This window comes from Streptomyces solitudinis (assembly GCF_036323765.1).
Taxonomy (GTDB): domain Bacteria; phylum Actinomycetota; class Actinomycetes; order Streptomycetales; family Streptomycetaceae; genus Streptomyces.
On the sequence record NZ_JAZDCW010000006.1, the window covers coordinates 384681 to 405017 of the forward strand.

Consider the following 20337-nt stretch of genomic DNA (forward strand, 5'->3'; position numbering starts at 1 on the left):
TAACGCATCGCTTCCGACCCGTTCCCGGATGTGACCGGTACGAGTGACGCCGTACGGGTGCCGTGCGAGTGCGCTGTGCGGGCGGTGACGGCCGGGGCGCGGGGCGCTCCGGCGGGGCGGGCGCGGGGCGGCGCCGTCCGCTATCCGGTGAGGGTTGACGCGCAGAACGGGCACTGCCACGATGCGTGGCGCGCTCATGACAATCAGGACGGGCGCGCCGCAACCCCCCACCGGACCTCCCCCCACAAGGAGTGCGCGTGTTACGGAAAACGGCACTGACCGGGGCCGCCCTGGCCCTCAGCACGGCGCTGGCGACGGCCCCCGGCGTCTCGGCGTCCGCCACCCCCGCTCCGGCCCCCGCCGCCTCCGCCCCCGTGGCACTCGCGGCCCCGGACGTGGACGTCACCGCGGTACGGGCGCACCTGTCCGCGTTCCAGCAGATCGCCCAGCAGAACGGCGGCCACCGCCGGGCCACCTCCAACGGCTACCGGCAGTCGGTCGCCTACGTGAAGGGCAGGCTCCAGGCGGCGGGCTTCACCGTGACCGAGCAGCCCTGCACCTCCGGCTGCACCCGGGGCGCCGGACCGAACCTCGTCGCGGAGTGGCCGCACGGCGACGCGGGCTCGGTGTACCTGTTCGGCGCGCACCTCGACGGCGTCGCCTCCGGACCGGGCATCAACGACAACGCGTCCGGCTCGGCGGCGCTCCTGGAGAACGCCCTCGTCCTCGCGCGGCAGAACCCGCAGATGCTCCACCGGGTCCGCTTCGCCTGGTGGACCGACGAGGAGCAGGGCCTGAACGGCTCCCGCTTCTACGTGAACTCCCTCTCCTCGACGGAGCGGGCCAGGATCAGGGCGTACTACAACTTCGACATGGTGGGTTCCGTCAACGGCGGTTACTTCATCAACAACCTGAACAGCGCGGCGGCCGCCCCGCTCAAGGCGTACTGGGACTCGCTCGGTCTCCGGCCCCAGGAGAACTACGAGGGGCGCGGCCGCTCGGACGACTACTCCTTCCAGCGCGCCGGCATCCCCACCTCCGCCTACGCCACGGGGGCCTCGGCCCGCAAGACGAGCGCCGAGGCGGCCAAGTGGGGCGGCCGGGCGGGACAGCCCTACGACCCGTGCTACCACTCCCGGTGCGACACCACCGCCAACATCAACGCGACCGCGCTGAACCACAGCGCCGACGGCATCGCCCACGCGCTGTGGCGCACGGCGGTCGCCCCGGCCGCCGTCCGCTGAGACCGCGCCCGGACGGACGCCGCTTCCGTCCGGGCGCGGTTCAGCGGCGGGGCGCGGCCGGCCGGCCCGCGGCCGGGATCCGCTCCCCGGCGGGCGGCGGCCCCGGCGGCGTGCCGTCACCGAAGGGACGGCCGCCGAACTCGTCGCGGTGGTGCGGTGCCAGCCAGCCGGCCAGGTCCGGGCCCACCGGGACGATGCCGGTCGGGTTGATGCCGGTGTGCACCAGGTAGTAGTGGCGCTTGATGTGGTCGAAGTCGACCGTGTCGCCGAACCCCGGGGTCTGGTAGAGGTCGCGCAGGTAGGCCCACAGCACCGGGTCCTCGGTGAGCTTGTTGCGGTTGCACTTGAAGTGCCCATGGTAGACGGCGTCGAAGCGCACCAGCGTGGTGAACAGCCGGATGTCGGCCTCGGTGAGGGTGTCGCCCACCAGGTAGCGACGGGTCGCCAGCCGCTGGGACAGGAGGTCGAGGCGGCGGAACACGTCCGCGTACGCCGCCTCGTACTCCTCCTGGCGGGTGGCGAACCCGGCGCGGTACACCCCGTTGTTGACGTCGCGGTAGACGTCGTCCATGACGGAGTCGATCTCGTCGCGCCGCTCCTGCGGGTACAGGTCCGGCGCGCCGGGCCGGTGCAGGTCCGTCCACTCGGTGGCGAGGTCGAGGGTGAGCTGCTGGTAGTCGTTGGTGACGAGCACGCCGGTGGGCACGTCCACGACGGCCGGGACGCTCACCCCGCCGGGGTGGTCCGGTTCGCGGGCCGCGTACGCCTCGCTCAGGTAGCGGATCCCCAGCACCGGGTCGCGGCCGCCGGGGTCGAGGGTGAACCGCCAGCTCCGGTCGTCCTGGACCGGGTCGGTGACGGCCAGGGGCAGCGCCGCCTCCAGACCCAGCAGGCGGCGGGACACCAGGGAGCGGCTCGCCCACGGGCAGGCCCGGCTGACCACCAGCCGGTAGCGGCCCGGTTCGACGGGCCAGCCGTCCCGGCCGTCCGCCGTGATCCGGTCGGTGAAGTGGGCCGGGGACCGCTTGAACGCCTTCCTGCCGTACTCGGTGTTGCCGTCGCCTGCGGGACTCATCCGGGTCTCCTCCTCCGCGCCGCCGTGCGGCTCGTTCCGTCCCCGCGGGGTGCCCGCTCGCGGCGCTCCCATGCACGGGGCCGCGCACGGCACCCGTGTCCACCGGCGCCGCGTCCGCCGGCGGGGCGGGCCGGCCGGTTCAGGCGCTGGCGAGGCCCGTCACGAGGGCGGCCGCCGCGACCAGCGCCAGGACGAGCGGAACGGGGGTGCCCTTGGCGTCCTTCGCGCGCAGGTGGGTGACCACCGCGCCGGTGAAGTACAGGGTGACGCCGACGGCGGCGGCGACGCCCAGCGGCCGCGGGCCGATGCCCACCAGCAGGCCCAGCGCTCCGGCGAACTCCAGCAGCGCCAGGACGGGGAACCAGCTCCGCGGCACCCCGAGCCGGGTCATCGTGCGGGTCATCTCCTCGTCCCGGACGAGCTTGCCCCGCCCGGAGACGACCAGGACGAGGGAGAGCAGGACCGCGAGGACGACGTACGCGACGGACATGGTTCCTCCCACAGGCGGGCGGCAGACGGACGGACGCGGGTGGTGCGGACGCGGGTGGTGCGGGCGCGGCGGCACGGGCCGGGGCCGGCCGGTGCAGGTGTACGGCGTCCCGGTCGGGAACCGGTCGAGGCCGCGTCCGGCCGGGTCCGGCTCCGCGCCCGGCCTGGGCCGGCCGACGGGGGCGGCCCCCGGGCGGCCCCCGGGCGGCCCCCGGGCGGGCGCCGACGGGGGCCGCCGGTACGATCGCAAAGTCGTTCGGTCGTCCCCGGGAGCGCTGGTGCCGGTCTTTCTCGCCAGAGTGGTGCGGCTGCTGCGCGTGCGGGTGCGCGGGTGGCGGGCGGCTCTCGGGGTCGCCTCGGCCGTGTTCGTGACGAGCTGGCTGGCGATGGGCCTGGCCGAGCCGGAATCCGCGATCACCGATCCCGGCACGTACTGGTGGTGGTTCCTCATCACCGCGTCCACCGTCGGATACGGCGACGTCTTCCCGCAGACGGGTGCCGGACGGGCCGTGGGCGCCTACGTCGTCATCGGCGGCATCGTCACCCTCACCATCCTGTTCACCGAGCTGGCCGCCCACGTCCAGAACCTCAGGGGTAAGCGCATGAAGGGCATCGCGGAACACGAGCTGAGCGGGCACGTCGTCGTCCTCGGCTACGCCCCGGGGCGCACCGAGCGGCTGGTGCACGAGCTGCGGGTGGAGGACCGCTGCGGGGTCGCGCTGTGCGCCTGGGACGACGTGGCCGAGCACCCGATGCCCGGGGAGGACGGCGTGGTGTTCGTGCGCGGCGACCTGGCCGCCGTGGACGTCCTCCAACGTGCCGGGGTGAAGCGCGCGGCGACGGTCGTGGTGGACGCCCGGGACGACAACGAGGCGCTGGCCCTGGCCGTCGCCGTCGACCACCTGTGCCCCGGGGTGCACATGGTCGTCGCGCTGCGCGACATGGAGCGCTGCCGGCACCTGCGCTACGTCAGCCCGGACATCAGGTGCGTGCAGTGGCACATGCCGAACCTGCTGAGTGAGGAGGCGCTGGACCCGGGCATCACCGAGGTCTACGCGGAGCTGATGAGCAGCGCGGGCAGCGGCAACACCTACTCCGTCCCGCTGCCCGGCGCGTGGGCGGGCCAGGCGTTCGGGGAGTGCCAGACGCGGTTCGGCCGCGACTTCGGGGCCACGCTCATCGCGGTGCGGCACGGCGACGGCAGCGTCGCCGTCAGCCCCGGGTGGGACGCGCCGGTGGAGGCGGGTGCGGTGCTGTACTACCTGGCCCCCCGGCGCGTGGACGCCGCCCGGCTCAGCGGGTGAGGGCGGGCCGGGCGCCGGGGGCAGCCGTCCGGCCCCGCCGCCGCGCCCGCGCCGCCGGGCGTCCGCCGGTCAGGCGTCCGCGCGGCGGACCGAGCGGCGGCGCAGCCAGATCGGGAGCCCGTACCAGCACAGGGCGAACCAGAGCATCACGCCGCCCACCAGCATCTCGGCGAAGTGGCCCGGCACCACCACGCTGAGGATGAGCAGCAGGGTGGCCCCTATGGTCAGCGCGAGCAGGACCATCCCGCAGATCATGAGGCGGCCCGCCACGGCCACGATGTCCTCCTTCAGCCGCCGCCCGGACAGGAAGCGGTGGATGGACACCGGTGCGATGAGCGCGCCGGTGGCCGAGGCCCCGAGGATGACGGTGATGACGTAGACGGTGTGCTCGAAGGCGCCGAGCTTGTGGAAGTGCGGGGTGAAGGCGACACCGAGCAGGAAACCGAAGAGGATCTGGACGCCGGTCTGGGCGACTCTCGTCTCCTGGAGCACCTCGTTCCAGCGCCGGTTGACCCGCGCCCTGGCGGTCTCCGGCGGTTCGTTGGGGAGCTGGAGCGGGGGCGGGGCCTCGGCACGGACGTCGTCGTCACTCGGAACGGTCACCGGGCGATCCGTCATGGCCATGGCTGCCTCCGTCTCCCTGTGGTCCTGTGACAGATCCGGTTACCCCGCCAGAAAGATGACAAGCAGACAAGAATCTTTATGGGTGGGAAACGCCGTCATGGGCCGTGCGTTTCGCGTAACGGGGTTGCGGCGCCCGGCTCCCGCCCTCATCAGGCGTGCCCGCGCGCGGCGCCCGCCCCGGCCCGGGCGCACGGCTGCCCGCGCGGACGGTGGCCGGACACGCGACGGCCGCCGGTCGGGCGGGGGCCGTCGCGAGCCCTCCGCCCGGCCCGGCGGCCGGTGCGCGCGGGTTACGCCGTGTGCAGCGTGAGCCCGTAGGCGGACAGGATCTCGTTGAGCGGCTGGAACCACGTCTCGCCGCCGGAGGAGCAGTTGCCCCAGCCACCCGACGTCACGCCCTGGGCCTGGTCACCGCTGATGAACGCGCCGCCGGAGTCGCCGCCCTCGGCGCAGACGCTCGTCTTCGTCATCTGGTGGACGGCGCCCTGGCTGTAGTTGACGGTCTCGTTCTTCGCCAGGACCGTGCCGCAGTGCCAGCGCGTCGTCGAACCGGAGCGGCAGATGGACGCGCCCACCGGTGCCTCGGCCGAGCCCCGCACGAGGCGGTCGGGCACGGCGCCCCAGCCGAGGACGACCGGAACCGTCCACCAGCCGTGGCCCACGCTCACCCACGCGTAGTCGTTGCCGGGGAACGAGGAGCCCTGGAAGTGGCCGATGACGGAGCGGTCCCAGCCGCGCACCTCGCTGCCCGTGCGCCCGCAGTGCCCGGCGGTCACGAAGCCGCCGTGCACCGAGAAGCCGATCGAGCAGCGGACGTTGCCGGTGTAGTACGGGTCGCCGCCGACCGTTCCGGCGGCGAACGTCTGCGGCGCCTGTGTCCGGTCGGCCCGGACGCGCACCGGACCGGCCTCCCGCGCCTGCGCCACGAACGCGCGGACGTCCGGCTCGTTGCGCTGCCCGCTGACGACGTCCACGACGACCGTGTTCGCCCGGGGGTCGACGTGCCAGCCGCTCACCCCGGCGGGCGCCGGGTCGGTGCGGACCAGTGCGTCGATGCGGGCCTTCGCCGCGTCCAGCTCCCGCGCGCTGTGCTCGACGACGGTGGTCCGCACGCCGAGCTTCCCGGCGGCCTCGGCCGAACCGGTGTCGGTGGCGGCGACGACCAGGGCGCCGCTGTCCGGGTCGAACCAGGACCCGGCGAACCCGTCGCCCGCGGCCTCGGCGGCCCGCGGCTCCAGCGCGGTGGCCCGCGCCTCCTGCCGCAGCCGCTCCTTGGCCTCGGACGCGGTGAGGCCCAGGTCGCGCTGGAGCGCCTGGACCAGCTCGGGTGCGGGCGCGGGGGCGGCACTGGCCGCGGGGGAGCCGGTGACGGCCCCCGCCCAGACGCCCAGGACGAGGAGTGCGGACAGCCCTGTCCGTACACCGTGCTTACGTCGCATGGAAGTTGCCCTTCGGTTGTTCCATCGAGGTGGGGGTGGAACGACTGCGGCATGAGAGCGCTCTCATTGAGTCGCCGACAGGCTAGGGGCGGCTACTTGGTCATGTCCAGACCAAGTACCGGGGCCGTGCCGGACCCGTGCCGGACCCGTGCCGGGGGAACGCCTGCGGGCGGACCGTGCCCCGCCGGGCCGTTTTGCCGGGCGCCGCCGGGGCACCCGGAGGAGGTCCGCGTGGAGGTGAGAGGAGAAGCGATGAGCACTTCCCGCCGAGACGAGCTGCCGCTCGCCGGCTACGACGACCTGCCTGTCGGAGACCTGGAGCACCGCATCCGGGCGCTGGACGCCGGGCAGCTGAAGGAGTTGCTCGGTTACGAACGCGAACACGCTGCCCGCAGGCCCGTCGAGGAGCTGCTCACCGCGCGGCTCGGGCAGCTGGAGGACGGCGGTTCGCCGTCCCCGGGCGGCTCGGAGCCCGGAGGCGTACAGGGCGCGGGGTCCCGCGCCGGTTCGCCGGTCACCCCGGCCACCTCGCCCGAGCCCATCCACCCGCCGCCGCACGGCACCCCTGACCAGCGGGGCAAGCCGAAGGGCAACCGCCCCTGACGTGAGCGGGCACCGCCCCGGCCCGTCGGGGCGGAGGCCCCCGCGTGACGGAAGAAGCGCCGGGGTCCGGACACGGTCCGGACCCCGGCGCTTTCCGCTGCCCCGCCCACTGCCCACTCCCTTGTGCTTCGCCGCATCTGCGAGGTGGAATCCGCGACGAGCGTTGTACATGCGAGCGCGCTGCGCCTAATCTCTCGCACATGCAGTCTTACACCATCGGTCAGGCCGCCCGGCTCCTCGGCGTCAGCCCGGACACCGTGCGGCGCTGGGCGGACGCGGGCCGCGTGCCGACGCACCGGGACGAGGCCGGGCGCCGCCTCATCGGCGGGCGGGATCTCGCCGCGTTCTCCGTCGAGGTGGCGCAGGGCGGTGCCGGGGAGGAGGGCGAGCCGTACACGTCCGCCCGCAACGCCTTCCCCGGCATCGTGACGGCGGTGAAGCTCGGGGACGTCGCCGCGCAGGTGGAGATCCAGGCGGGACCGCACCGGCTGGTCTCGCTGCTCACCCGCGAGGCCGTGGAGGAGCTGGGCCTTCAGGTCGGCATGCGGGCCACGGCCCGGGTCAAGTCGACCAGCGTGCACATCGACCGCCCGTGAATGCGCACCCCGCCCACGGCCCGCACGCCCGTGGCCCGCACGCCGTCCGCCGCCCGGGCCGTCCGCACGGATGCAGCCCCATGACCCTGTCCGGCACCGCCCGCCGCGCCGCGGCGGCCCTCCTGGCCGCCGTCCTCGTCGTGCCGCTCGCCGCGTGCGGCGGGGCGCGCGACGACGGACGGACGCGGCTCACCGTGCTCGCCGCCGCCTCGCTGACCGACGCCTTCGCGGAGGTGGGCGCCGCCTACGGGGACGCCCACCGGGACACCGCCGTGGCGTTCTCCTTCGCGGGCTCGCAGGAGGTCGCCGCGCAGGTCCGGCATGGGGCACCGGCCGACGTCGCCGCCACCGCCGACACCGCGACGATGGACGCGCTGGCGCGGGAGACGCAGGAGCCCGTCGTCTTCGCGCACAACCACCTCGTCATCGCCACCGCGAAGGGCAATCCGGAGCGGGTGCGCGGCCTGGCGGACCTGGCCAGGCCCGGGCTGCGGGTCGTGCTGGCCGCCCCGGAGGTGCCGGTGGGCCGGTACGGCGCCCGGGCGCTCGCGGAGGCGGGCGTCACGGTGCGGCCCGTCTCCCAGGAACCGAGCGTCCGCGCGGTGCTGAGCAAGGTGGAGCTGGGCGAGGCGGACGCGGGCGTCGTCTACGCCACGGACGCCGCGGGAGCGGCCGACGCCGTGGACGCCGTGGCGCTGCCGCGCGAGCGGGACGTCGTCGCCCGCTACCCGGCCGCCGCCCTCACCGGATCGGAACACCCGCGGGAGGCGCGGGAGTTCGTGGCGTGGCTGAGCGGTCCGCAGGCGCAGCGCATCCTGCGCGACGCGGGCTTCGCGCCCCCGGAGGCGGACTGATGCGCGCGCGCCCGCCCCGCGCGGACGTTCCCCGCTCAGGCGCTCCCCGCGCGGACGCGCCGCCTGCGGACCCCGCGGCCCGCCCCCGGCGGTACCGGGCGCGGGCGCCGCTCGCGCTGGCGCTGCCCGCGCTCGTCGCCGTGGCCTTCCTGCTGGTGCCGCTCGCCGGTGTCCTGGCCCGCACGCCCTGGGCCGGTCTCGGCGGCCACCTCACGAGTCCCGCGTCCGTCGAGGCCCTGCGGCTCTCGCTCGTCGTGTCGTGCTGGGCGCTGGTCCTCTCGCTCGCACTCGGCGTGCCGCTGGCCTGGCTGCTGGCCCGTGTGCCGTTCCCGGGCAAGCCGCTGGTCCGTTCGCTGGTGCTGCTGCCGATGGTGCTGCCGCCCACCGTCGGCGGCGTGGCGCTGCTGCTCGGCTTCGGGCGGCGAGGGCTGCTCGGCCCGCCCCTCGCGGACTGGTTCGGCGTCACGCTGCCGTTCCACACCGCGGGCGCCGTCGTCGCGGCGACGTTCGTGTCGATGCCGTTCCTGGTCATCAGCCTGGAGGGCGCTCTGGCGGGGCTGAGCCCCCGCTACGAGGAGACGGCCGCCTCCCTGGGCGCCGGGCCGCTGCGGGTGTTCCGCACGGTGACGCTGCCCATGGTCGCCCCGGGCCTGGCCGCCGGGGCCGCGCTGACCTGGGCGCGGGCGCTCGGCGAGTTCGGCGCGACGATCACTTTCGCGGGCAACCTGCCCGGCGCCACCCAGACCCTGCCGCTGCGGGTGTACCTGCTGCTCCAGGAGGAGCCGCAGGCGGCGACGTCCGTCTCGCTGCTGCTGCTCGCGGTGGCGATGGCGGTGCTGGTCGCCCTGCGCGGCCGCTGGACGGGCGGCCCGGCCTCCCGCATCCCCGCACCGCACCCGCCCGACGCACCCGACGCGCCCGGAGCCCCCGGCCCGGAGCCGGAGGGCGGCGCGGGGGACACCCCGGACGGCGCGGGGGACACCCCGGACGGCCGTCCCGCGCCGGGGGGACGGTGGCCGCTGCACGCGGACGTCACCGGCGCCGACCGGCTCACCCTGGCCGCCGGGCCCGGCACCACCATCGCCGTCGTCGGACCCAACGGCGCGGGCAAGACGACGCTGCTGCGTGCCCTGCTGGGGCTCACCGACCGGGCCCACGCCCGGCTGCGGCTGGGGGAGCGCGACGTCACCGCGTTGCCGCCGCACCGCCGGGGCGTGGCCTGGGTGCCGCAGGACGGCGCGCTGTTCCCCCACCTGAACGCCCTGGCCAACACCGCGTACGGGCTGCGCGCGCAGGGGGTGCCCCGCGTCCGGGCGCGGGCCGCCGCCCGCGCCTGGCTGGAGCGGCTCGGGGTCGGGCACCTCGCCCACCGCAGGCCGGGGCAGCTCTCCGGCGGGCAGGCACAGCGCGTCGCCCTCGCCCGCGCGCTGGCGGCCCGGCCCCGGCTGCTGCTCCTGGACGAGCCGCTCGCCGCCCTGGACCAGGCCACCCGTGCCCGCGTCCGGCACACCCTGCGCACCCACCTCGCCGGTTTCGGCGGCGTGTGCCTGCTGGTGACGCACGATCCGGTCGAGGCGGTGTCGCTGGCCGACCGGGTCCTCGTGCTCGACGCCGGGCGCGCGCTCCAGGACGCCCCGCCCGCCGAAGTCGCCCGGCATCCGCGCTCGCCTTGGGTGGCGCGGATGCTGGGCCGCAACGCGTGGCCGGGCACCGCGACGGCGGACGGCCTGGCGCTGCCCGGCGGCGGCCGGATCGTCGCCGCCGAGCCGGTGGAGCCGGGGACGCGGGCGCTGGCCGTCGTCGCCCCCGAGGCGGTGTCGCTGCACCGGGAGCGGCCCGGCGGGAGCCCGCGCAACGTCTGGCCGGGGACGGTACGGGAGCTGACCGCCGCCGGGAGCAGGGTGCGGGTGCTGCTGTCCTGCGACGGTCTCCCGGACCTGCTCGCCGAGGTCACCCCGGCCGCGGCGGCGGAGCTGGGGCTCGCGGACGGCCGGGCCGTCTACGCCGGGGTCAAGGCCACCGAGGTCACACTCGTCCCGCTGTGAGCCCGTGCCGCACGCGGGCGACGGCCCCTCGCCGCCCGCTCGCCGCCCGGGTGCTCAGGTGCGGGCGTGGGGCCGGGCGCCGCCGCGGGCGCGCTTCCTGGCGCGGCGGGAGCGCACCACCGCCGACAGCATCGCCAGCACCGCGCCCGCCACCGCCCACCCGCCGAGGACGAGCAGCGGGCCGGTGACGGCGGCACCGTCGAAGTAGGCGAGGGAGCGCGTGGCCCACGTCCCCGCGCCGGGCGGGAGGAAGGGCCCGATGGTGCGCCAGAAGGGCGGCAGCAACGGGCCGGGGAAGGCGCCGCCCGCGCTCGGGTTGCCCAGGACGACGACGAGCGCGATGGCGAGCCCGATGCCCACCACCCCGGCGATCCCCTGGAGGGCGAGCGTCGCCGCGCCGACCGCGAAGACGACCAGGGCGCCCAGCGCGGACAGGGGCAGCAGCCCGCCCGGCAGGGCACCGAGCACCGGTCCGACCACGACGGCGCCGCCCGCCCCGGCGGCGAGCGCGTACAGGGCGAGCGTCCCCAGCCGGGCGAACGCCCGCGCGGTGGTGGCGGGGCGGGCGCCGTAGCTCATGGCGAGGATCGCCGCGCACAGGTAGCCGCCGACGCACCAGCCGACGACGAGGTAGAAGGACGTCAGCCCGCGGGCGTCGCCGTCGTCGGCGGGCACGACGTCCTCGACGGTCAGCGACCTGTCCTGCTCCCGCCCGACGCGGGTGAAGACCTCCTCCAGGGCCTGCGCGAGCGCGGTGCCGCCGCCCCCGGCGACCAGCAGCGTGTCGGTGCCGCCCGCCGGGTCCATGACGAGGGCGCCGGCGGTCTCGCGCTGTTCGACCTGCCGTCGCGCCGCCTGGACGTCGTCGGTCTCCGTGGTGACGTCGACCGGGTCGCCGGGCAGCGCCTCGATGTCGGCGACCAGTTCGTCGCGGAGTTCCTCGGGCGCGACGACGGCGACCGGCGCCCGGTGGGGGGCCGGATCGTGGAAGGCGCCGACGTAGGAGGCGACGAAGCCGAGCTGGAGGGCGAGCACGCCGAGCACCAGGGCGGCGGCGCGCAGGCTCACCGCGTCCCTCAGCTCGCCGAGGAATCCGCCGTCCGCCTTCGCGTGGGAGCCCGCCATGCGCCCAGCCTCCGCACCGGGGAGGCCGGGCGCACGCGCGGCGGGCCGAACGGATGACGCGGGCGGCCCGGGCGGGCGCGGACGCCCGGGGCGGGACGCCCGCGCCCGGGGCGGGACGCGTGCCGGGCGTCCGGTCAGACGCCGATGTCGCGGCCGTCCTTGTGCCACACGGCGACGACGGAGGGCCGGTTGATCCGGCCCGGACCGTCGGGGAACTGGGAGACCGGGTTGTCGGCGCTGGCGCCGTCGACCTCGCCGGGGTGCTGGACGGCGACGAGCACCCGCCGGTCCTGCACGATCGGCCCGCACGTCTCGGCGCCGGCCGGAACGGTGAGGAACTGCTTCACCTCGCCGCGGCTGCGGCCGTACGTGGCCACGCCGAACAGGCCGTCGTGGGTGCCGAGCGCGTTGCCGTCCGTGGAGATCCACAGGTTGCCGAACGGGTCGAACGTCAGGTTGTCCGGGCAGGAGATCGGGCTGACCTTCTCCTTGTCGAAGCCGCCGAAGTAGGTCCCCGGGTCCTCCGGGTCGCCGCACACCAGGAACAGGTTCCAGGAGAAGCTCTCGGCCGCCGGGTGGTTCCAGCGCTCGGTCAGCTCCAGCACCTGGCCGTGCTTGTTGGCGTTGCGCGGGTTGGCCTCGTCCGCCCCCGGGTTCGTGCCGGTGCCGCGGGCGGTGTTGTTGGTGAGGGCGACGTAGACGCGGCCGGTGCGGGGGCTCGGCTCCACGTCCTCGGGGCGGTCCATCTTCGTCGCGCCGACCTTGTCGGCGGCCAGCCGGGTGAAGACGTAGACCTCGTCGGCGGTCATGCCCTCGACGTAGGAGCGGTTGCCGCTGGCCAGCTTGATCCACCGCCCGGAGCCGTCGAACCGGTCGTCCTCGGGGAGGGCGCCGCTGCCGTCGATCTGGTCCTCGGGGCTGTCGCCGGAGAGCCGGGCGACGTAGAGGGTGCCCTCGTCCAGCAGGGTGAGGTTGTGCTCGCGGGCCCAGCGGCTGTTGCCGCGCCGCATGCGCTTGCTGGAGACGAACTTGTACAGGTAGTCGAACCGCTCGTCGTCGCCCATGTAGACGACGGGGCGGCCGTCGGCGGTCAGCCGCGGCTCGGCGCCCTCGTGCTTGAAGCGGCCGAGCGCGGTGCGCTTGCGCGGGGTGGAGTCCGGGTCGTACGGGTCCACCTCGACCACCCAGCCGAAACGATTCGCCTCGTTGGGCTCCTTCGTCAGGTCGAAACGGTCGTCGAACCGCTCCCACTTGCGGGAGGTGGCGCCGCCACGCATGCCGTAGCGGGCCAGGCGCTCCTTCGTCCGCGGGTCGGTGACGGAGTCGGCGTGGGCGAAGTACTGGTTGAAGTTCTCCTCGCCGCTCAGCACCGTGCCCCACGGCGTCGTGCCGCCCGCGCAGTTGTTGAGCGTGCCGTACACCTTCGTGCCGCTGCGGTCGGCCGACGTGCGCAGCAGCTCGCTGCCGGCCGCCGGGCCGGTCAGGCGGAACGGGGTGCCGTTGTGGAAGCGGCGGTTCAGGTGGTGGCGCGGAACGGCGGTGAGCTTGCCGGTGCGCCGGTCCTCCTCCACCACGACGACGGACAGGCCGTGCGCCGCCCAGGCGATCTCCACCTGCTCGCGCGTCGGGTTGGCGCTGTCGTACCCCGAGAACATCAGCTCCTCGTTGGTGTACTCGTGGTTGGCGAACAGCACCTGGCGCCGGTGCTCGCCGCGCAGCGGCAGCAGGGACAGGAAGTCGTTGTTGTAGCCGAACTGGCCGGCCTGGGCGCGGGCGCTCTGCCGGTCCGGGTCGAAGGCGGGCGCGCCGCGCAGGATCGGGTCGCCCCAGCGCAGGACGACGTTCTGCGCGTACCCCTCGGGCACGGTGACGGCGTCGGCGGTGTTCGGGGCGACGGGCTCGAACCGCAGCCCCTTGGCGCCGTCGGCCGGTCTGCCCGGACGGCCGTGGCCGTGGCCCCGGTCGGCGGGCGCGCCGTGCGCGAGGGCGTCGGGGGCGCTGCTCAGCGCGGTGGCCCCGGCCGCGGCGGCCACCGTGGCGACGGCACCCGCACGGAGCATCGAGCGCCGCGACAGCCCGGCCACGATGTCCCCGAAGTAGGCGTTGTCGCTCTGGTTCGGAACCTCCTGGAAGCAGGCGTCCCCGCAGCGGTAGTGGCAGGTCATGGCGGACCGTCCGCCCGGGTGGGTGCTGATCAGCGGCAGTTGCTTGCGCATGAGGGCCCTCTCCGTTTCAGCCTTACGGCGCCGAAAACTAAGCGCCTAGCCGTACCCCCGCACGACCGCGTGGTGAACGTGCCGTGAAGCGCGGCAGGCCGTCCCCACGGCGGTGACGCAGCGTGATCATGCGGACGGACAGCCGGGGCGGCCGGGCGGCCGGGCGGCCGGGGGCCGTTAGGATTTCGACCATGGCGGCCACTGGATCAGAGCAGCAGGGCAAGGCGTACTACGTCTCGACCCCCATCTACTACGTGAACGACGCTCCCCACCTGGGCCACGCCTATACGACCGTCGCGGGCGATGTGCTCACCCGCTGGCACCGCCAGCGGGGCGAGAAGGCGTGGTATCTCACCGGCACGGACGAGCACGGTCAGAAGATCATGCGCACCGCGGAGGCGAACGGGGTCTCGCCCCAGGAATGGTGCGACAAGCTCGTCGAGGAGGCGTGGAAGCCCCTCTGGCGGCACCTGAACATCGCCAACGACGACTTCATCCGCACCACGGAGTCCCGGCACACCGCCCGCGTCCAGGAGTTCGTGCAGGACCTCTACGACAAGGGTGAGATCTACCAGGGCGGCTACGAGGGCCCGTACTGCGTCGGCTGCGAGGAGTACAAGGCCCCCGGCGACCTGCTGGACGGCGAGGACGGCGCCAAGCTCTGCCCGGTCCACAAGAAGCCGGTGGAGATGCTGAAGGAGGAGAACTACTTCTTCAAGCTCTCCGAGTACGGCCCGAAGCTGCTGGAGCACTACGAGCGCAACCCCGGGTTCGTCCAGCCCGAGTCGGCGCGCAACGAGGTGGTGCAGTTCGTGCGCCAGGGTCTCCAGGACCTGTCGATCTCCCGGTCCACCTTCGACTGGGGCGTCAAGGTGCCCTGGGACGACCAGCACGTCATCTACGTGTGGATCGACGCCCTGCTCAACTACGCCACGGCCGTCGGCTACGGCTCCGACCAGGAGAAGTTCGAGAGCACCTTCCCGGCCGACGTGCACCTCGTCGGCAAGGACATCCTGCGCTTCCACGCCGTCATCTGGCCGGCGATGCTCATGGCGAACGGACTGCCGCTGCCGGGGAAGGTCGCCGCGAACGGGTGGCTCATGGTGGGCGGCGAGAAGATGAGCAAGTCGAACCTGACGGGCATCTCCCCGCACCAGCTCACCGACCACTTCGGCGTGGACGCCTACCGCTGGTACTTCCTGCGCGCCATCGCCTTCGGCAACGACGGCTCCTTCTCGTGGGAGGACTTCTCGGCCCGCTACACCTCCGAGCTGGCCAACGACTACGGCAACCTGGCCTCCCGGGTCGCCGCGATGGTGGGCAAGTACTTCGGCGGGACGCTCCCCGAGGCCACCGCGCACGGCGACGCCGAGCAGGCGCTCGCCGACGCGCTCGCCGAGGCGGTGACCGAGGCGGACCGCCGCATCGGTGACGAGCTGGACTTCTCCGGCGGCATCGCGGCCGTCTTCGAGTACATCAAGCAGGTCAACGGCTACCTCACCGAGCAGGAGCCGTGGAAGGTCGCCAAGGACACCTCCGAGGAGGCCCGGGCGCGGCTGGCCACGATCCTCTACACGGCCGCCGACTCGCTGCGCGCCGCCGCCGTGCTGCTCAACGCGGTGATGCCGGAGACCTCGCAGCGGCTGTGGGAGTCCCTCGGGGCCGAACCGCACCTCGGCCCGCTCGCCGAGCAGCGCGTCCAGGACGCCGGCCGCTGGGCCCAGCTCCCGGCGGGCGCCACGGTCACCAAGGGCGCGGCCCTGTTCCCCCGCCTGGAGGAGCCCGCCACGGCCTGACCCGCACGCCCGGCCCCGCGGGGAAGCGCCCGGCCCCTCATGCGGGGGAGCCGGGCGCTTCCGCGTCGCGCCCCGCCGGACGGTGGCGGGGCGCCGGGCGGTGCCAGGGGTGCCGTGGGGTGCCGGTACCGGGCGGCGCCGGGAGTGGCGGGAACTAGTCGACGAACCGAGGTTCGACCGTTCACGTGCAGGTGTGAAGTTCCCGCCCCCACGCGGGAAGGGGGCAGCACGCCGGTTGACACGGTGGGTGACACAACGTGACGCTGCGATTACGTCATTCCGCCGACGACAGCGTGGAGGAGTCCACATGAAACGGTCCGGGAAACTGTCCGCCGCCTTCGCCGCCGCCGGCGCGTCCGTCGTGCTGGTCGTGGGAACGGCCACCCCCGCGGCGTGGTCCGCGCCGACGGCGGCGGCCCCCTGTGCCCAGGGGAACTACTGCTGGTGGAGCGGGACGGACTTCGGCGGCAGGGCCGTGGCCTACAACGGCGATCTGGAGTGGGGTGCCTGCTACACCACGGCCCACGTCGGCAGCGTCCGCTCGTACGCGCACTACCACCGCCAGGAGGGGTACTTCCACGCGAACGGCGACTGCACGGGCAGGTCCCGTGCCGTGCTCGGGTTCACCGAGAACCGGAACATCGGCTTCGACGCCCGCAGCTTCCGCGCGGCGTGCGTCTCCTGCCGCGCCGAGCGCTGAGCGCCCGTCACGCGGCAGGAGACGCGCCGGGTCACTTCTGCGGGGGCTTGCGGAGGGAGAGGTGGAGTTCCTTCAGGCGGGACTCGTCGACCTCGCTCGGGGCGCCCATCAGGAGGTCCTGCGCGTTGCCGTTCAGCGGGAAGGCGATCGTCTCGCGGATGTTGGGCTCGTCGGCCAGCAGCATGACGATGCGGTCGACGCCGGGGGCGATGCCGCCGTGCGGCGGGGCGCCGAAGGCGAAGGCGCGGAGCATGCCGCCGAACTCGGCCTCGACCTCCTCGCGGGAGTAGCCCGCGATGCCGAACGCCTCGTACATGACGTCCGGCTCGTGGTTCCGGATGGCGCCGGAGGACAGCTCGACGCCGTTGCAGACGATGTCGTACTGCCAGGCGAGGACGTCGAGCGGGTCCTTGGTGCGCAGGGCCTCCAGGCCGCCCTGGGGCATCGAGAACGGGTTGTGGGAGAACTCGATCCGGCCCGTGTCCTCGTCCTTCTCGAACATCGGGAAGTCGACGATCCAGCAGAACCGGAACACGTCCTCCTCGAAGTGCCCGGTGCGGCGGGCGGCCTCCACGCGGACGGCCCCCATGATCCGGGACACCTCGTCGTACGCGCCGGCGCCGAAGAAGACGGCCGTGCCCGGCTTCGCGTCCAGCGCGCCGAGCAGCGCGGCGGTGTCGTCCTCGGTGAGGAACTTGGCGATCGGGCCCGTCAGCTTCCCGTCCTCGCCCACCCGGACCCAGGCCAGGCCCTTCGCGCCCTGCTCGACGGCGAACTCACCCATCTGGTCGAAGAACCTGCGCGGCTGGTCGGCGGTGTCCGGCACGGCGAGGGCGCGGACGTGCCGGTCCGCGAACGCCTTGAAGCCGGAGCCGGCGAACACCTCGGAGACGTCGACCAGTTCCAGCCGGGCGCGCAGATCGGGCTTGTCGGAGCCGTACTTGTCCATCGCCTCGCGGAAGGGGATGCGCGGGAACGGCGAGGTGACGTGGCGGCCCTTGCCGAACTCCTCGAACAGCTCGGTCATCACCTTCTCGATGACCTGGAAGACGTCCTCCTGCTCGACGAAGCTCATCTCCACGTCGAGCTGGTAGAACTCGCCGGGCGAACGGTCGGCGCGGGCGTCCTCGTCGCGGAAGCAGGGCGCGATCTGGAAGTAGCGGTCGAAGCCCGCGATCATCAGCAGCTGCTTGAACTGCTGCGGGGCCTGTGGCAGCGCGTAGAACCGGCCCGCGTGCAGCCGGGAGGGCACCAGGAAGTCGCGGGCGCCCTCGGGGGAGGTGGCCGACAGGATGGGCGTGGCCATCTCGTTGAAGCCGAGGGACGTCATCTTCTGCCGGATCGCGGAGATCACGGCGGTGCGCAGCAGGATGTTGCGGTGCATGCGCTCGCGCCGCAGGTCGAGGAAGCGGTACTCCAGCCGCTTCTCCTCGTTGACGCCGTCCTCGGTGTTGATCGTGAACGGGATCTGCTCGGCCGCGCCGAGCACCTCCACGTCGGTGACCTCGATCTCGATCTCGCCGGTCGGCAGCTCCGGGTTGACGTTCTCCGCGCCGCGGCCGGCGACGCGGCCGTCCACGCGGACGACGGTCTCCTTGGTGAGGTGGCTCAGCGCTTCGTTGGCGGCGGTGCCGGGCCGGGCGACGAGCTGCACCAGGCCGTAGTGGTCGCGCAGGTCGATGAAGAGGATGCCGCCCAGGTCACGACGGTTGTGCAGCCAGCCGCTCAGCCGGACGTCCGTGCCGACGTCCTGCGCTCGCAGCTCGCCGCAGTGGTGGGACCGGTACCGATGCATCACTTCATCCAAGTCGTCATTCAGCGGGTGGGAGCCGTTCGGCGGCCTTCAGCCTACCGTCCTGGGCTGCGGCGTGTCCGGCACGTTCCGGGCGGGACGAAACCTCCCCTGTCGGGCGAGGCGCTGCCAATCTTCCTAAAGTGGGGCACATGCGCACCGAGTACGGCCTCCACCCGTCGAAGACCGGTGAGGTGCTGGCCGCCACCGGGACCGGTACGTGGTGCTGGCACCGGGCGGAGGGCAGGGCGACGCTGGACCGGTGGGCCGCGCGGCTGATGGGTCTGCCCCTCCCGCAGGACGGGCGGCGGCCGGGCGGCGGGGACGGGGCACGCCGGGACGGGGCACGCGACGCGGCGGACGGCGAGGGCAGCGAAGAGGACGGTGACAAGGCGAGCGACGGGGGGAGTGGCGGGGACGGCGCGGTCGGCACGGTCACCGTCAGCGCCTCGGTCGTGCGCTCCCGGCTCCACGCGGCGGACTTCGTGGAACTGGAGAACGTCGTCACGCTCGCCGCCGCCGAGGGCACGGTCGGGGAGGCCCGGCTGCGCGTCGTCGGCGAGGACGGGCGGGTGCTGCGGACGGTGCGGGCCCGGCTGCGCCACCTCGGCCCTGCGCGGCACGCCGCGCGGGGCCGGACGGAGGCCGTCCTGCTGGGCACGGTCACGGAGGTGCCGCACACCCCCTGCGGGCGCGCGCCCGGCACCGGTGACCGGCGCCGGGCGCGGGAGGCGTTCCTGCTGGACGCCGGGCGGGCGCTGGCGGAGGCGCGGTCGACGGCCGAGGTGCTGCGGGTCGCGGCCACCCTGTCCATGCCCGGCTTCTCCCCCGAGGGGCTCGCCGTCTTCGGGCGGGAGGGCGACCGTCTGTCGGTGACCGGCCATCACGGCCACCGGCCGGGGGCGGACGCCCCCTTCGACGACATGCCGCTGGACACGCCGTACCCGGCGGCCGACGTGGTCCGCAGCGGACGGGCCGTCTACCTCACCAGCCCGGCCGAGTACCAGCGGCGCTTCCCGCTCACCTGGCCGCTGGCCGAGCCCTTCGGGCGGCAGTCGTGGGCGTTCCTGCCGCTGGTCGTCTCCGGCCGGACGATCGGCGCCTGGATGGCGTCCTTCGCCTCTCCCGTGGCGTTCACCCCGGACGAGCGGTCGGTGCTCACCACGGTCGCCCGGATGCTCGCGCAGGCACTGTCGCGCACCTCGGCGTACGAGTCGGAGCGGGAGCTGGCGGCCGGGCTCCAGCGCACCATGCGGCCGGTGCACCGGCCCGACATCGACGGCATGACGGTCGCCGCGCGGTACGTCCCCACTGGCGGCGGCCTCCAGGTGGGCGGCGACTGGTACGACGTCATCCCGCTGGCGTCCGGCCGCACGGCGCTGGTCATGGGCGACGTGCAGGGGCACGACGTGCGGGCGGCGAGCGTCATGGCGCAGCTGCGGGTGGCGCTGCGCGCGTACGCGGCCGAGGGGCACCGGCCCGGGGCCGTGCTGTCCCGCACGTCCCGCTTCCTGGCCGGGCTGACGGGCACCGCGCACACCGGCCACCCCGACGCGTACGAGCCGCACGAGGTGCGGTTCGCCACCTGCCTGTACGTGGAGGTGGACCCGGGGCGGGGCACGCTCGACGTCGTCCGCGCCGGGCACCTGGACCCGGCCGTCCGGCTGCCGGACGGCACGCTGATGGTGCGCCCCACCGCCGGGGGCCTGCCGCTGGGCATCGACCCGGACACCGACTACCCGACGACGCGGCTCGTGCTCGGCACCGGCGAGACGCTGCTGCTGTGCACCGACGGTCTGGTGGAGACGGGCGGGCACGACCTCGAGACGGGCTGGTCGCGCATCCGCCGGGTGGTCGCCGAGCAGCGGCACGCCGAGCCGGAGGAACTGGCCGAGGCCCTGCTCCAGGCCGTGCACGGTCCGTCGTCGCACCACAGGACGGGCCCGCTGACCGACCGCCGCGAGGACGACATCGCCCTGCTGCTCCTGCGCCGCGACCCGGTGACCGGGGCGCGGGCGGCGGCCGTGCGCCGCACGGTGCTCACCGTCGCCCAGGCGGACGCCTCCCGGGTGGGGGAGGCCCGCGGCCAGCTCCGCGACCTGCTCTACGACTGGTCCGTCCCCGACCAGGTGGACGGTGCCGTCCTCATGCTGTCGGAGGTGCTGACGAACGTGCTCGTGCACACCGACGCGGACGCGCTCATGGTCGCCGAGATCACCGGGGAGCGCGGCGGGCGGCGGCTGCGGGTGGAGGTCGCCGACGGCAGCGACGAGCTGCCGCACCGCCGCGACCCCGGGGAGCTGGCCTCCTCGGGACGCGGCCTGGTGCTGCTGGACCTGCTCGCCGGGGCCTGGGGGGTGGACCCGAGGGGGGAGGGCAAGGCCATCTGGTTCGAGCTGCGCGAGGACGCCCCGGCCGTGGACTGGGGCTGACCC

At 74.5% G+C, this 20337-nt stretch carries 16 protein-coding genes; 9 read left to right on the forward strand and 7 right to left on the reverse strand.

The window, feature by feature from the left end; genetic code table 11:
• The first annotated feature begins 257 nt into the window (after positions 1 to 257).
• Positions 258 to 1244 (forward strand): M28 family metallopeptidase, encoded by a 987-nt coding sequence (locus tag V1J52_RS18285; RefSeq protein WP_330140920.1) that lies wholly within the window; start codon positions 258 to 260, stop codon positions 1242 to 1244.
• A gap of 40 nt (positions 1245 to 1284) precedes the next feature.
• Here V1J52_RS18285 and V1J52_RS18290 read toward each other — a convergent pair whose 3' ends face one another.
• Both V1J52_RS18290 and V1J52_RS18295 read right to left on the reverse strand, forming a co-directional pair.
• Positions 1285 to 2319, reverse strand: coding sequence for a glutathione S-transferase family protein (locus tag V1J52_RS18290; RefSeq protein ID WP_330140921.1), 1035 nt, complete (start codon positions 2317 to 2319; stop codon positions 1285 to 1287).
• Positions 2320 to 2458: 139 nt separating this feature from the next.
• The gene (locus V1J52_RS18295) at positions 2459 to 2809 is read right to left on the reverse strand and encodes a DoxX family protein (protein ID WP_330140922.1); all 351 of its coding nucleotides are present in this window, start codon (positions 2807 to 2809) and stop codon (positions 2459 to 2461) included.
• Between the two features lie 277 nt (positions 2810 to 3086).
• Between V1J52_RS18295 and V1J52_RS18300 the strand changes: the two genes are divergently transcribed.
• Positions 3087 to 4112 (forward strand): ion channel, encoded by a 1026-nt coding sequence (locus V1J52_RS18300; protein WP_330140923.1) that lies wholly within the window; start codon positions 3087 to 3089, stop codon positions 4110 to 4112.
• A 69-nt stretch (positions 4113 to 4181) separates the two neighbouring features.
• Here the strand turns inward: V1J52_RS18300 and V1J52_RS18305 are convergent, their stop codons facing one another.
• Entirely contained in the window at positions 4182 to 4736 is a 555-nt protein-coding gene (locus V1J52_RS18305) for a DUF6328 family protein (protein WP_330140924.1), read from the reverse strand.
• Positions 4737 to 5026: 290 nt separating this feature from the next.
• Positions 5027 to 6175, reverse strand: a complete 1149-nt coding sequence (locus V1J52_RS18310; protein ID WP_330140925.1) for a S1 family peptidase — start codon at positions 6173 to 6175, stop codon at positions 5027 to 5029.
• Between the two features lie 252 nt (positions 6176 to 6427).
• On the opposite strand from V1J52_RS18310, the gene V1J52_RS18315 reads away from it, so the two are divergent.
• From V1J52_RS18315 to V1J52_RS18330, 4 genes are all read left to right on the forward strand, one after another.
• The gene (locus V1J52_RS18315; protein ID WP_330140926.1) at positions 6428 to 6778 is read left to right on the forward strand and encodes a DUF8129 domain-containing protein; all 351 of its coding nucleotides are present in this window, start codon (positions 6428 to 6430) and stop codon (positions 6776 to 6778) included.
• A 200-nt stretch (positions 6779 to 6978) separates the two neighbouring features.
• On the forward strand, positions 6979 to 7374 hold the full coding sequence (locus V1J52_RS18320) for a TOBE domain-containing protein (RefSeq protein WP_330140927.1): 396 nt from the start codon (positions 6979 to 6981) through the stop codon (positions 7372 to 7374).
• 80 nt (positions 7375 to 7454) lie between these two features.
• The gene (gene modA / locus V1J52_RS18325) at positions 7455 to 8228 is read left to right on the forward strand and encodes a molybdate ABC transporter substrate-binding protein (RefSeq protein WP_330140928.1); all 774 of its coding nucleotides are present in this window, start codon (positions 7455 to 7457) and stop codon (positions 8226 to 8228) included.
• Positions 8228 to 10273 carry an ABC transporter permease gene (locus V1J52_RS18330; protein ID WP_330140929.1) on the forward strand — a complete coding sequence of 682 codons (2046 nt, stop codon included), beginning with the start codon at positions 8228 to 8230 and terminating at the stop codon, positions 10271 to 10273. The genes modA and V1J52_RS18330 overlap by 1 nt, the downstream gene beginning before the upstream one ends.
• A gap of 54 nt (positions 10274 to 10327) precedes the next feature.
• On the opposite strand, the gene V1J52_RS18335 is transcribed toward V1J52_RS18330, so the two are convergent.
• Both V1J52_RS18335 and V1J52_RS18340 read right to left on the reverse strand, forming a co-directional pair.
• Complete coding sequence (locus V1J52_RS18335) at positions 10328 to 11398, reverse strand: ABC-2 transporter permease (RefSeq protein WP_330140931.1); 1071 nt, start codon at positions 11396 to 11398, stop codon at positions 10328 to 10330.
• Between the two features lie 134 nt (positions 11399 to 11532).
• Entirely contained in the window at positions 11533 to 13614 is a 2082-nt protein-coding gene (locus V1J52_RS18340; protein ID WP_330140932.1) for a PhoX family protein, read from the reverse strand.
• A gap of 191 nt (positions 13615 to 13805) precedes the next feature.
• Between V1J52_RS18340 and metG the strand changes: the two genes are divergently transcribed.
• Positions 13806 to 15410, forward strand: coding sequence for a methionine--tRNA ligase (metG, locus tag V1J52_RS18345; RefSeq protein WP_330140933.1), 1605 nt, complete (start codon positions 13806 to 13808; stop codon positions 15408 to 15410).
• 307 nt (positions 15411 to 15717) lie between these two features.
• Positions 15718 to 16110: a peptidase inhibitor family I36 protein gene (locus V1J52_RS18350; RefSeq protein ID WP_330140934.1), complete on the forward strand. Its 393-nt coding sequence runs from the start codon at positions 15718 to 15720 to the stop codon at positions 16108 to 16110.
• Between the two features lie 31 nt (positions 16111 to 16141).
• Here V1J52_RS18350 and aspS read toward each other — a convergent pair whose 3' ends face one another.
• Positions 16142 to 17905: an aspartate--tRNA ligase gene (aspS, locus tag V1J52_RS18355; protein WP_330140935.1), complete on the reverse strand. Its 1764-nt coding sequence runs from the start codon at positions 17903 to 17905 to the stop codon at positions 16142 to 16144.
• A gap of 149 nt (positions 17906 to 18054) precedes the next feature.
• Between aspS and V1J52_RS18360 the strand changes: the two genes are divergently transcribed.
• On the forward strand, positions 18055 to 20334 hold the full coding sequence (locus tag V1J52_RS18360) for an ATP-binding SpoIIE family protein phosphatase (protein WP_330140936.1): 2280 nt from the start codon (positions 18055 to 18057) through the stop codon (positions 20332 to 20334).
• The last annotated feature ends 3 nt before the right edge of the window (positions 20335 to 20337 follow it).

Excerpts from the sequence above, each read along its gene's own strand:
- V1J52_RS18340 (WP_330140932.1), bottom strand. The coding sequence starts at position 13,614 with ATGCGCAAGCAACTGCCGCTGATCAGCACCCACCCGGGCGGACGGTCC.
- V1J52_RS18335 (WP_330140931.1), bottom strand. The coding sequence starts at position 11,398 with ATGGCGGGCTCCCACGCGAAGGCGGACGGCGGATTCCTCGGCGAGCTG.
- V1J52_RS18310 (WP_330140925.1), bottom strand. The coding sequence starts at position 6,175 with ATGCGACGTAAGCACGGTGTACGGACAGGGCTGTCCGCACTCCTCGTC.
- V1J52_RS18330 (WP_330140929.1), top strand. The coding sequence starts at position 8,228 with ATGCGCGCGCGCCCGCCCCGCGCGGACGTTCCCCGCTCAGGCGCTCCC.
- modA (WP_330140928.1), top strand. The coding sequence starts at position 7,455 with ATGACCCTGTCCGGCACCGCCCGCCGCGCCGCGGCGGCCCTCCTGGCC.
- metG (WP_330140933.1), top strand. The coding sequence starts at position 13,806 with ATGGCGGCCACTGGATCAGAGCAGCAGGGCAAGGCGTACTACGTCTCG.
- aspS (WP_330140935.1), bottom strand. The coding sequence starts at position 17,905 with ATGCATCGGTACCGGTCCCACCACTGCGGCGAGCTGCGAGCGCAGGAC.
- V1J52_RS18290 (WP_330140921.1), bottom strand. The coding sequence starts at position 2,319 with ATGAGTCCCGCAGGCGACGGCAACACCGAGTACGGCAGGAAGGCGTTC.
- V1J52_RS18360 (WP_330140936.1), top strand. The coding sequence starts at position 18,055 with ATGCGCACCGAGTACGGCCTCCACCCGTCGAAGACCGGTGAGGTGCTG.
- V1J52_RS18305 (WP_330140924.1), bottom strand. The coding sequence starts at position 4,736 with ATGGCCATGACGGATCGCCCGGTGACCGTTCCGAGTGACGACGACGTC.
- V1J52_RS18320 (WP_330140927.1), top strand. The coding sequence starts at position 6,979 with ATGCAGTCTTACACCATCGGTCAGGCCGCCCGGCTCCTCGGCGTCAGC.
- V1J52_RS18295 (WP_330140922.1), bottom strand. The coding sequence starts at position 2,809 with ATGTCCGTCGCGTACGTCGTCCTCGCGGTCCTGCTCTCCCTCGTCCTG.
- V1J52_RS18315 (WP_330140926.1), top strand. The coding sequence starts at position 6,428 with ATGAGCACTTCCCGCCGAGACGAGCTGCCGCTCGCCGGCTACGACGAC.
- V1J52_RS18350 (WP_330140934.1), top strand. The coding sequence starts at position 15,718 with ATGAAACGGTCCGGGAAACTGTCCGCCGCCTTCGCCGCCGCCGGCGCG.